Here is a 12,248-nt window from a genome sequence, read left to right as displayed (position 1 = left end):
CGGCGGCTAGAGCGCGAGCTCATAGTCAATACACGCAAATTCCCGCGCCAAATCCTTAAAACAGCTCCCAAAAGCTGGTTTCCGGCCCTGCGCATGCTAAAATCAAAAGTTCAGCGCTAAAGCTCGGTAATTGCCTATATGTAAAGTTTGACGGCAAATATCGGCGGCGCGGCCGGCTCAAAAAGCCGGACGCGTGATTGGCGCATTCGTTTTTAACCCAAGCTCTAAATTGCCGGCCTGCCAATGGATCAATTCGCTAAAGAAACACTCCCGATTTCCCTTGAAGAAGAAATGCGCAAGAGCTACCTCGATTACGCCATGAGCGTGATCGTAGGCCGCGCCTTGCCGGATGTACGTGACGGCCTGAAGCCTGTGCATAGACGCGTCTTGTTCGCGATGCACGAAATGAACAACGTGTATAACCGCCCCTTCGTCAAATGCGCACGTGTGGTCGGTGAAGTCATGGGTAAGTATCACCCGCACGGCGATGCCTCTATTTACGACACACTGGTGCGTATGGCGCAGGATTTTTCCTTGCGCTACACATTGGTGGACGGCCAGGGTAACTTCGGTTCCGTTGACGGCGACAATGCCGCGGCGATGCGTTATACCGAGTGCCGCCTGGACAAGATCGCCAATGAGCTGCTGGCCGATATCGAAAAAGAAACCGTCGATTTCGTGCCTAACTATGACGGCAAGGAAAAAGAACCTTCCGTCCTGCCTACCCGCATCCCCAACCTGCTGATCAATGGCGCGTCCGGTATTGCGGTAGGTATGGCAACCAATATTCCGCCGCACAATATCACCGAGGTGATCAATGGCGCGCTGCATGTGCTGCGCAACAAGGATTGCACGATCGATGAATTGATCGAGATCATTCCTGCGCCGGACTTCCCGACCGCCGGCATTATCTATGGCGTATCCGGCGTGCGCGACGGTTATCGCACTGGCCGCGGCCGTGTGGTGATGCGCGCGAAAACGCACTTTGAAGAATTCGGCAAGGATGCCCGCACGGCGCTGATCGTCGATGAGCTGCCTTACCAGGTCAACAAGAAATCGCTGCTGGAGCGTATCGCCGAGCTGGTGCGCGACAAGAAGCTGGACGGCATCTCGGACATCCGTGATGAATCCGATAAATCCGGCATGCGCGTCGTGATCGAACTGAAGCGTGGCGAAGTACCTGAAGTGGTGCTGAACAATCTGTACAAGCAGACTCAACTGCAAGACACCTTCGGCATGAACATGGTGGCCCTGGTCAATGGCCAGCCTAAACTGCTGAACCTGAAGCAGATGCTGGAATGCTTCCTGTCGCACCGCCGCGAAGTGGTCACACGCCGTACCGTATTTGAACTGCGCAAGGCGCGCGAGCGCGGCCACGTGCTGGAAGGCCTGGCAGTTGCATTGGCGAACATCGACGATTTCATCGCGATCATCAAGGCCGCGCCAACGCCGCCTTTGGCGAAGGTAGAGTTGATGAACCGCGCCTGGGATTCTTCCATGGTACGCGAGATGCTGATGCGTACGGCAGCAGACAATCCTGGCGGTATCGATGCTTTCCGTCCAGAGAGCCTGCCTAAGCACTACGGCATACAGACTGACGGCTTGTACAAGCTGTCCGACGACCAGGCTCAGGAAATCCTGCAGATGCGTCTGCAACGCCTGACAGGTCTGGAACAAGACAAGATCGTCAACGAATACAAAGACGTAATGGCCGAAATCGCCGACCTGCTGGACATCTTGTCCAAGCCTGAACGCGTCACCGTCATCATCACTGACGAAATGACAGCGGCACGCAATGAATACGGCGAAGGCAACAAAGATGCACGCCGCTCGCAGATAGAGCTGAACGCCACCGATCTGGAAACCGAAGACCTGATCACGCCGCAAGACATGGTTGTGACCCTGTCGCACACCGGTTACATGAAGTCGCAGCCGGTCTCCGAGTACCGCGCGCAAAAACGCGGCGGACGCGGCAAGCAGGCAATGGCGACCAAGGAAGACGATTGGATCGAGCAGTTGTTCATCGCCAATACGCATGACTACATCTTGTGCTTCAGCAACCGCGGCCGTCTGTATTGGCTGAAGGTATGGGAAGTGCCGCAAGGCTCGCGCAACTCGCGCGGCAAGCCTATCGTGAACATGTTCCCATTGCAGGACGGCGAGAAGATCACCGTGATCCTGCCGGTGTCCGGCGACAACCGCAGCTTCCCTGAAGACCATTACATCTTCATGGCGACCAGCCTGGGTACTGTGAAGAAAACACCGTTGAACGATTTCAGCAATCCACGTAAGGCCGGCATTATTGCGGTGGACCTGGATGAAGGCGATTTCCTGATCGGCGCTGCGCTGACTGACGGCAAGCATGACGTAATGCTGTTCTCCGATTCCGGCAAGGCTGTGCGCTTTGACGAAAACGATGTGCGCCCTATGGGCCGTACCGCCCGTGGCGTGCGCGGCATGAACCTGGAAGAAGGACAACAGGTCATTGCACTGCTGGTCGCAGAAAACGAACAGCAATCGGTATTGACGGCGACAGAAAACGGCTTCGGCAAACGTACGCCGATTACCGAATACACCCGTCACGGCCGCGGCACCAAGGGCATGATCGCGATCCAGACTTCAGAACGCAATGGCCGCGTAGTTGCTGCAACGCTGGTGGATACGACGGACGAGATCATGCTGATCACGACCGGCGGCGTCTTGATACGTACCCGTGTTGCAGAGATCCGCGAAATGGGCCGCGCAACACAAGGCGTAACCCTGATCGCAGTGGAAGACGGGACCAAGCTGAGCGGCTTGCAGCGTATTGTTGAGACCGATGCGGACGTTGATGCAGATGCAGAGGCCGGTGAAGTTGCCGATGCCGGTGGCGACACTGCTGCAGACAGCGGCAGCGCGGAGTAAACACGATGCCGGCAACGATCTACAATTTCTCGGCGGGCCCTGCTGTATTGCCCAAGGAAGTATTGCAGCAGGCAGCGGCAGAGATGCTGGATTGGCACGGTAGCGGCATGTCGGTGATGGAGATGAGCCATCGCGGTGCCGAGTACACGTCCATCATCACTGCTGCGCAGAAAGATTTGCGTGAGTTGCTGGCGGTTCCCGATAACTACAAAATCCTGTTCATGCAGGGCGGTGCGATTGCAGAAAACGCAATCGTGCCTATGAACCTGGCCGGCCTGAAGCCTCAGCCGGCGACTGCGGATTACATCAACACCGGCTCCTGGTCGGTGAAGTCGCTGAAGGAAGCAGGCAAGTATTTGAATGTGAACGTGGCTGCTTCTTCCGAGGCAGACAAGTTTGCAACGATACCGCCGCGCGATAGCTGGAAGCTGACCAGGGACGCAGCCTATGTGCACGTCTGCACCAATGAGACGATAGACGGCATCGAATATCAGTTCGTGCCGGATGTCAGCGCCGATACCAATGGTGCGCCGCTGGTGGCCGACATGTCTTCGCATATCCTGTCGCGCGTGATCGATGTATCCCAATACGGCGTGATCTATGGCGGTGCGCAGAAGAATATCGGCCCTGCCGGCCTGACTATCGTGATCGTGCGCGAAGACTTGCTGGGCCATGCCTTGCCGTGCTGCCCATCTGCCTTCAACTGGAAGACAGTCGCAGACAATGATTCCATGTTCAACACGCCGCCGACCTATGCGATCTATATCGCCGGCCTGGTGTTCCAGTGGCTGAAGCGCCAGGGTGGCGTCGCTGCGATGGAAGAGCGCAATATCGCCAAGGCGGCCTTGTTGTACGACTATCTGGATTCCAGCGATTTTTATATCAACCGCATCAACAAGGGCAACCGTTCACGGATGAACGTGCCTTTCTTTTTGCGCGATGAATCGCTGAACGCCGCCTTCCTGGCGCAAGCCAAGGAAAACGGCCTGCTGCAACTGAAAGGCCACAAATCAGTGGGCGGCATGCGTGCATCAATCTACAACGCGATGACTATAGAAGGCGTGCAGGCGCTGGTTGCCTTTATGGCGAAATTTGCAGCGGCGAATAAGTAAGCAATAAGCAAGTAATACGCAAGCAATGTGGCCGGGCATTTTTTGCCCGGCAAGATAGTGTTAAAAACAGTGTTAAATTTACCTTCGAAGTATTTGCGGTTCTTCAAAAAATAACCGGGATACGCCAGGAAATCGAGCGTCATCGCGTTCTCCGGCATTGCCTGCCAGGTTCACCTGCCTGTCAGCATGGGATTCAAAAGGTAGTAAAGCCAAACTTGCATCTTTATAAGCAATAAGGTGCGAGGCATTAAATAGGTGCATATCGATGACTAGCGACAACAAATTACTGCCCTTGCGCGAAAAGATAGACGCGCTGGATGCGCAGATCCTCGCCCTGCTGAATGAGCGCGCCCGCGTGGCGCAGGAAGTCGGGCACGTCAAAGCAGAAACCAATGCCCCGGTATTCCGTCCTGAGCGCGAGGCCCAGGTCTTGCGTAATGTGGCGCATAACAATCCGGGACCATTGCAGGACGAAGACGTCCAAACCATATTCCGTGAAGTGATGTCCGCTTGCCGCGCGCTGGAAAGGCGCGTTACCGTGGCCTTCCTGGGCCCGGTCGGCACCTTCAGCGAGCAGGCGGTGTACCAGCAGTTCGGCCGTGCCGTGCTGGTACTGCCTTGCGTATCGATCGACGAGGTATTCCGCGCAACCGAGGCCGGCACCGCCGACTTTGGCGTGGTGCCGATAGAAAATTCTTCCGAAGGCGCGATCAACCGCACGCTGGACCTGTTGCTGCAAACCAGCCTGGTGATCAGCGGTGAACTATCGATTCCCGTCCATCACAGCCTGATGACCAAGCTCGGCCATATGGACGGCATTGCACGCATCTGCGCGCATTCGCAGGCACTGGCGCAGTGCCAGGCCTGGTTGAACCAGCACTACCCGCATATAGAACGCCATGCAGTCGCCTCCAACGCGGAAGCGGCATTGATGGCCAGCAAGGACACAACGATTGCCGCAATTGCCGGTGAGATTGCAGGCCAGCAATACAACCTGCAAGTGGTCAGCGCCCATATCCAGGATGATCCGCATAATCGCACCCGCTTTGCAATCGTCGGCCGTCTGCACACTACGCCTAGCGGCAAGGACCAGACTTCTCTGGTGCTGGCTGTGCCGAATAAGGCCGGCGCCGTGTACAAGATGCTGGCCCCGCTGGCAACCCACGGCGTATCGATGACTCGCTTTGAATCCCGCCCCGCGCGCACCGGCAATTGGGAATATTATTTCTATGTCGACGTAGAAGGCCATGTGATGGATGAGCGCGTGGCCAAAGCGACGGCGGAACTGAAGGATAACGCGGCATTTTTTAAAGTGCTGGGTTCTTATCCCTGCACGATATAGCAAAATCTAGCAAAACAAGGCAGCGGCGCTGCTTTGTATGCCCATGGCATCGCAAACGGTATTGATTTCTTTGTCCGGTCACTCTCCCGCACCGGAAATATTTTTGGAGTAAGTATGTCTATCAAATTCGGCCCTGACTATGTTCGTGCAATCGCTCCTTACCAGGGCGGCAAACCGATAGCCGAGGTGGCGCGTGAATTCGGCCTGGATGAGTCCAAGATCGTCAAGCTGGCTTCCAATGAAAATCCGCTGGGTGTGCCTGATTCTGCGAAGGAAGCCATGGCGCGCGCAGCATCCGACCTGGGCCGCTACCCGGACGCCAACGGCTTTGAGCTGAAAGCCACCATCACCGCCAAATACGGTGTGCCGCAAGAATGGATCACGCTGGGCAACGGCAGTAACGATATTTTGGAGCTGGCGGCGCACGCTTTTGTCGAGCCTGGCCAGGGCGTGGTGTTTGCGCAGTATTCGTTTGCGGTATATCCGCTGGCAACGCAGGCCGTTGGCGGCCGCGCGATAGTCGTACCGGCGGTGGCTTATGGCCATGACCTGGATGCGATGCTGGCGGCGATCACGCCGGACACCAAGCTGGTATTTATCGCTAACCCGAACAATCCTACCGGCACCTTCCTGCCGGCCGCTGCGATTGAGGCTTTCCTGAAGAAAGTGCCGGCTTCCGTAGTCGTTGTGCTGGATGAGGCGTACAACGAATTCCTGGCGCCTGAGCTGCAGTACGATTCCATCGCCTGGGTCAAGCAGTATCCTAACCTGCTGGTGTCGCGCACCTTGTCCAAGGCTTATGGCCTGGCGGGTTTGCGCATAGGCTTCGGCATTGCGCAGCCAGGCATCACCGATCTGCTGAACCGCATACGCCAGCCTTTCAACGTGAACTCGATGGCACAGGCTGCTGCGATCGCGGCACTGAACGACACTGCTTTCCTGCAAAAGAGCGCAACGCTAAATTCGGACGGCTACAAGCAATTGACGCAAGCCTTCAATGAGCTGAACCTGGAATTCGTTCCATCCTTCGGCAACTTTGTGCTGGTAAAGGTCGGCAATGACGACGGCGCCGGTGCGCGCATCAACCTGGAATTGCTGAAGCGCGGCGTGATCGTGCGTCCGGTAGGCAATTACGGTTTGCCGCAGTGGCTGCGTATCTCCATCGGCTTGCCTGAAGAAAACGCCATTTTCATCGCCGCCTTGAAATCCATCCTGGCGGCTGCCTGAGGATAAAATCGTGAGCTTCAACAAGGTCGTCATTTTTGGGGTTGGGCTGATAGGCGGCTCCTTCGCGCTGGCGCTGAAAAAAGCCGGCGCGGTGGCGCAGGTCGTCGGCGTGGACCGCATCCATGATTCCCTGTTGCGGGCAAAGGAGCTGGGCATCATCGACCAGGCGGCGACCTCCATTGCCGATGCGGTGCAGGGTGCCGATCTGGTGCTGATCGCGGCACCGGTAGCGCAGACGCCGGCCATCCTGGCGTCCATCAAGCCGCATTTGCAGCCGGGCACCATCGTGACCGACGCCGGCAGTACCAAGTCGGATGTGGTTGCGGCTGCACGGGAGGTGCTGGGCGATCTGGTGGCGCAGTTTGTGCCCGCGCACCCTATCGCGGGCCGGGAAACCAATGGACCGGATGCGGCGCTGGTGGACCTGTATGCAGGGAAGAAGGCAGTCATCACAGCGCTGAAAGAAAATTCTGCCGAAGACGTGGCTAGGGTGGCAACCGCGTGGCGCTTATGCGGCGCAATCATCCATCACCTGACCCCGGCTGAGCATGACCAGGTATTCGCGGCTGTCAGCCATCTGCCGCATTTGCTAGCCTATGCACTGGTGGATGACATCGCCCGCAAACCGCATGCAGACCGGCTGTTCCAGTATGCGGCGAGCGGTTTTCGTGATTTCACCCGTATCGCCGGTTCTTCGCCGGAAATGTGGCGCGACATCTCACTGGCCAATCGCGATGCCATGCTGCTGGAGCTGGATGCCTACACAGCCAAGCTGGCGGTGCTGCGCGAACATCTGGCAGCATCAGAAGGCCCTGCGATAGAAGCGATCTATGCCAATGCGCAGCGTGCGCGGCATAGCTGGATCAGCGCGATAGAAGCGGCCGAAAAACAAAACAAGGAAGGCGGCGACTAAAGTAGACGAAAGTCGACTAGCGCCAGCCTATGCAAGCAAAATTTAGGTCAAGACCATGAGCCAAGCCAAGCAATATCCTCACTATATCGATCTGGCGCCTGTAATGCAGGTCAAGGGCACGGTACGCCTGCCCGGATCAAAGAGCATTTCCAACCGCATCCTGTTATTGGCTGCGCTGGCCAACGGCACGACCCAGATCAAGGACTTGCTGGCCTCCGACGATACGCTGGTGATGCTGAATGCGCTGAACACACTGGGTGTGCATTGGACCCAGCAAGAGGGTACGCAGGATTACGCCGTGCAGGGGATCAACGGCGCTTTCCCGGTGCATCAGGCTGACCTGTTCATGGGCAATGCCGGCACGGCGATCCGCCCCTTGACTGCGGCGCTGGCCGTAATCGGCGGCGACTACACGATACATGGCGTGTCGCGCATGCATGAGCGCCCGATAGGCGATCTGGTGGATGCGCTGAACGCAGTAGGCACACAGGTGGAATACACCGGCGTGGCCGGTTTCCCGCCGCTGCATATCCGCCGCGGCCACATCCATGCGCAGCGCCTGCAGGTGAGGGGCAATGTCTCCAGCCAGTTTCTGACGGCCTTGCTGATGGTGTCGCCACTGATGGCGCGCGAGCATGCAGTGACGATAGACGTGATCGGCGAACTGATCTCCAAGCCCTATATAGAAATCACGCTGAACCTGTTGCAGCGCTTCGGCATAGAAGTACAGCGCGACGGCTGGTCATCCTTCACGATCGCCGCCGGCCAGCACTATGTATCGCCGGATGTGATTCATGTGGAAGGCGATGCCTCTTCCGCATCCTACTTCCTGGCTGCCGGCGCCATTGCAGGAGGCCCGATACGGGTAGAGGGCGTAGGCCGCGACAGCATACAGGGCGACGTGCGCTTTGTAGAGGCGCTGGAAAGAATGGGCGCCACCATCACGATGGGCGACAACTGGATAGAAGCCAAGTCCAATGGCGTACTGCAAGCGATAGATGCCGACTTCAACCACATTCCGGATGCAGCGATGACCATCGCGGTAGCGGCGCTGTACGCAAACGGCACCAGCGTATTGCGCAACATTGCCAGCTGGCGCGTGAAGGAAACCGACCGCATCGCTGCGATGGCGACCGAGCTGCGCAAGCTGGGCGCGATCGTGGAAGAGGGTGCGGACTACCTTTCCGTCACCCCGCCCGCCGTCATCCAGCCAGCCACTATTGACACCTATGACGATCACCGTATGGCGATGTGCTTCTCTCTGGCGACACTGGATGGTGCCGCTCGGCGCGGGGCGGCCATGCGGATTAATGATCCCAAGTGTGTGGCGAAGACGTTTCCGGACTATTTTGAGGCGTTTGCGGGCATCAAGCATGAGGATTTGTTTTAAGCCTTTGCTTAAGCGCTATGTTCCCTTTGCTTAACCACTATGTTCTTTAATTGCTGCCGCGGAGTTTTATGATCGCTGGCCGGGGGTAGCCCGGCGGCTACTTACCTTTTTTGCTTCGCCAAAAAAGGTAAGCCAAAAAAGGCGACCGCAAGCCTCGCCCTTCGGGTTCCCGATTGTGCGGTACAAAAAATGGGAAACAGGCGAAACTCGCCTTCGGCTCAAACACACCTGTTTCTGATCCATTTTCTGTATCGCACGATCGGCGAGGCTCCGAGCGGTTTAAGGTCAAAATCAAAAGCCAAGTCAAAAACAACGGCAACCAGATTCTCGAATAACAAATAGAACTTGCTTATCACAATAGGTTGGCTTGGTTGGGTTTGCTGTTGACGTTGGTTTTGACGTGCCCCGCTGGGGACGTAGCATTTTGCGCTTCGCAGAAAATGGATCAGAAAGGAACGTTGTTTGAGCGAAGCGAGTTTCGTTCCTTTCCCATTTTTTGAGATGCGCAAAATGTGATGGCGCATAGCGCCATCACCCGTAGGGCAAGTCTGCGGTCGCCTTTTGTTTGCTTACTTTATTTTGGCGAAGCAAAATAAAGTGAGTGGCTGTCGGGCCACCCCCGACGTGCTCCGACGAAGCGAGAATGATTTAGTTACCCGAGAGACTAAATCATTCTCGTTTGTGCAAGAAATTCCACGAGGAAACTTTCCAAACCTCTGCGCCCAATGCAAACCATGGGATAATGCCAATCATCCCCCTATCCCTCTAACACTGCTTCATGTCTATTCATATCCCTGTCATCACCATCGACGGTCCCACCGCGTCCGGCAAAGGCACTGTTGCCCACCGCGTCGCCAAGCATCTGGGCTTTCATTATCTGGATTCCGGCGCGCTGTATCGCCTGACTGCGCTGTCCGCTAAACGCAAGGGCGTCGATCTGGAAGATGAAGAGCAACTGGCTTTATTGGCAAGTTTCCTGCCCTGCCGCTTTTCGCGCGGCCATGTATTGCTGGATGATGAGGATGTAACTGACCTGGTCAGGGCGGAGGAAGTCGGTGTTGCGGCTTCTAAAATTGCGGTTTTGCCGGCCTTGCGTGAGGCTTTGGTCAATTTGCAGGTGTCTTTCAGGCAACTTCCTGGCCTGGTGGCCGATGGCCGTGACATGGGGACCGTGATCTTCCCTGATGCGACGCAAAAGATTTATCTTACGGCAAGTGTGGAAGCCCGCGCACAAAGACGTTATAAGCAATTGATTGAAAAGGGTTTTTCTGCTAATATGGAAGACTTGGTAAAGGATTTGACTGAGCGCGATGCAAGGGATAGTGCCCGTGCAACAGCTCCGCTGAAGCCCGCCCCAGGTGCTTATATCCTCGATACGTCGGACATGTCGGTTGAATTGGCGGTCCAGACGGTACTCGATCTGTATGCAAAAAGCGCTGCACAAGTAAATTAATAAGCGGCGCAAAAAATCGAAAATCGTACTGCAAATATCGTAGGCGTTTTCGCCGGCACAGCTTATTCATGCGCCGGTTTTAGTGCCCGTTCCAGCGCAAGGCTAGTCCGGGATTGTTTAACCTAACCCAGTTATACATCGCATTGTGTGATGTTCTGGCTAACTCGAGTTATATATGTCTACTGTTTTCATGAACCAAGATTTTGCTACCGGTGATGGCAGCTTCGCAGCGTTGTTCGAAGAGTCCTTGTCACGTCAGGATATGCGTTCCGGTGAAGTGATTTCTGCTGAAGTCGTACGTATCGACCACAACTTCGTGATCGTTAATGCTGGCTTGAAGTCTGAAGCATTCATCCCAGTTGAAGAATTCAAAAACGACCAGGGCGAACTGGAAGTTAACATCGGTGATTTCGTTTCCGTAGCGATCGATTCGCTGGAAAACGGTTTCGGCGACACTATCCTGTCCCGTGACAAAGCTAAACGTCTGGCCTCCTGGCTCGCGCTGGAAAAAGCGCTGGAGTCTGGCGAGATCGTTACTGGTACAGTTAATGGCAAAGTCAAAGGTGGTCTGACTGTTCTGACGAACGGCATCCGCGCTTTCTTGCCAGGTTCCCTGGTTGACACACGTCCGGTGAAAGATACAACACCGTACGAAGGCAAGACCATGGAATTCAAGGTCATCAAGCTGGACCGCAAGCGTAACAACGTTGTGTTGTCACGTCGTGCAGTTGTAGAAGCTTCGATGGGCGAAGAGCGTCAAAAATTGATGGAAACCCTGAAAGAAGGCACAGTGGTTACCGGCGTTGTGAAAAACATCACCGACTACGGCGCGTTCGTGGATCTGGGCGGCATCGACGGCCTGTTGCACATCACCGATCTGGCATGGCGTCGTGTACGTCATCCTTCCGAAGTTCTGACAGTTGGTCAAGAGATCACTGCAAAAGTTCTGAAGTTTGATCAAGAGAAAAACCGTGTATCCCTGGGCGTAAAACAATTGGGCGACGATCCATGGACAGGTCTGTCCCGTCGTTACCCACAACACACACGTCTGTTCGGTAAAGTAACGAACCTGACCGACTACGGCGCGTTTGTTGAAGTAGAACAAGGTATCGAAGGTCTGGTACACGTTTCCGAAATGGACTGGACAAACAAAAACGTTGCACCAAACAAAGTTGTTCAATTGGGCGACGAAGTTGAAGTCATGGTTCTGGAAATCGACGAAGAACGTCGTCGTATCAGCCTGGGCATGAAACAGTGCAAAGCCAATCCTTGGGATGATTTCGCGATCAACCACAAGAAAGGTGACAAAGTTCGCGGCGCGATCAAATCCATCACTGACTTCGGCGTGTTCATCGGCTTGTCCGGCAACATCGACGGTCTGGTGCATTTGTCCGACCTGTCCTGGAACGAAACAGGCGAAGAAGCTGTTCGCCGCTTCAAGAAAGGTGACGAACTGGAAGCCGTTGTTCTGGCAATCGACGTTGAACGTGAACGCGTTTCCCTGGGCGTTAAACAGCTCGAAGGCGACCCATTCAACAACTACACTGCAATGAACGACAAAGGTGCGATCGTTACTGGTACAGTGAAATCTGTTGAAGCCAAAGGCGCTGTCATCCAATTGGCTGACGACGTTGAAGGTTACCTGCGCGCTTCCGAAATCTCCCGCGACCGCGTGGAAGATGCCGGTACACACCTGAAAGTTGGCGACACTGTTGAAGCCCTGGTTCTGAACATCGACCGTAAAGCTCGTGGTATCCAATTGTCGATCAAAGCAAAAGACAGCGCTGAAACTCAAGAAGCAATGCAAAAGATGTCTACTGACTCCAATGCAGCTTCCGGTACGACCAGCTTGGGCGCACTGTTGAAAGCAAAGCTCGACAACAAAAACTAAGTCATTGAGATCCATA

General features: G+C 55.4%; 8 protein-coding genes. All 8 read left to right on the top strand.

The genetic code is table 11. The annotated features are described in order from the left end of the window. Positions 1–243 precede the first annotated feature (243 nt). The 8 genes from gyrA (at position 244) to rpsA (ending at position 12,232) form a co-directional block, all read left to right on the top strand. The gene (gene gyrA / locus IEW12_RS13270) at positions 244–2,904 is read left to right on the top strand and encodes a DNA gyrase subunit A (protein WP_188566489.1); all 2,661 of its coding nucleotides are present in this window, start codon (positions 244–246) and stop codon (positions 2,902–2,904) included. A 5-nt stretch (positions 2,905–2,909) separates the two neighbouring features. Beyond that, on the top strand, positions 2,910–4,016 hold the full coding sequence (gene serC / locus IEW12_RS13265; protein WP_188566488.1) for a 3-phosphoserine/phosphohydroxythreonine transaminase: 1,107 nt from the start codon (positions 2,910–2,912) through the stop codon (positions 4,014–4,016). 265 nt (positions 4,017–4,281) lie between these two features. Continuing rightward, positions 4,282–5,358 (top strand): prephenate dehydratase, encoded by a 1,077-nt coding sequence (gene pheA / locus IEW12_RS13260; protein ID WP_188566487.1) that lies wholly within the window; start codon positions 4,282–4,284, stop codon positions 5,356–5,358. Positions 5,359–5,472: 114 nt separating this feature from the next. Then, a complete protein-coding gene (gene hisC, locus IEW12_RS13255; protein WP_188566486.1) occupies positions 5,473–6,585 on the top strand; it encodes a histidinol-phosphate transaminase in 1,113 nt (370 codons plus the stop codon). Between the two features lie 10 nt (positions 6,586–6,595). Further along, positions 6,596–7,498: a prephenate dehydrogenase gene (locus IEW12_RS13250; RefSeq protein WP_371874535.1), complete on the top strand. Its 903-nt coding sequence runs from the start codon at positions 6,596–6,598 to the stop codon at positions 7,496–7,498. Between the two features lie 55 nt (positions 7,499–7,553). Then, positions 7,554–8,888, top strand: coding sequence for a 3-phosphoshikimate 1-carboxyvinyltransferase (aroA, locus tag IEW12_RS13245; RefSeq protein WP_188566485.1), 1,335 nt, complete (start codon positions 7,554–7,556; stop codon positions 8,886–8,888). 778 nt (positions 8,889–9,666) lie between these two features. Continuing rightward, the gene (cmk, locus tag IEW12_RS13240) at positions 9,667–10,341 is read left to right on the top strand and encodes a (d)CMP kinase (protein ID WP_188566484.1); all 675 of its coding nucleotides are present in this window, start codon (positions 9,667–9,669) and stop codon (positions 10,339–10,341) included. Between the two features lie 175 nt (positions 10,342–10,516). Then, positions 10,517–12,232, top strand: coding sequence for a 30S ribosomal protein S1 (rpsA, locus tag IEW12_RS13235; protein WP_229751089.1), 1,716 nt, complete (start codon positions 10,517–10,519; stop codon positions 12,230–12,232). Positions 12,233–12,248 lie beyond the last annotated feature (16 nt).

Origin of the sequence: Parundibacterium terreum, assembly GCF_014636315.1 — a bacterium.
Classification (GTDB): Bacteria; Pseudomonadota; Gammaproteobacteria; order Burkholderiales; family Burkholderiaceae_D; genus Undibacterium; species Undibacterium terreum.
Note: the sequence above shows the minus strand (reverse complement) of the source record. Positions and strands in the feature narration are given on the sequence as shown.

Excerpts from the sequence above, each read along its gene's own strand:
- gyrA (WP_188566489.1), top strand. The coding sequence starts at position 244 with ATGGATCAATTCGCTAAAGAAACACTCCCGATTTCCCTTGAAGAAGAA.
- serC (WP_188566488.1), top strand. The coding sequence starts at position 2,910 with ATGCCGGCAACGATCTACAATTTCTCGGCGGGCCCTGCTGTATTGCCC.
- pheA (WP_188566487.1), top strand. The coding sequence starts at position 4,282 with ATGACTAGCGACAACAAATTACTGCCCTTGCGCGAAAAGATAGACGCG.
- hisC (WP_188566486.1), top strand. The coding sequence starts at position 5,473 with ATGTCTATCAAATTCGGCCCTGACTATGTTCGTGCAATCGCTCCTTAC.
- aroA (WP_188566485.1), top strand. The coding sequence starts at position 7,554 with ATGAGCCAAGCCAAGCAATATCCTCACTATATCGATCTGGCGCCTGTA.
- cmk (WP_188566484.1), top strand. The coding sequence starts at position 9,667 with ATGTCTATTCATATCCCTGTCATCACCATCGACGGTCCCACCGCGTCC.
- rpsA (WP_229751089.1), top strand. The coding sequence starts at position 10,517 with ATGTCTACTGTTTTCATGAACCAAGATTTTGCTACCGGTGATGGCAGC.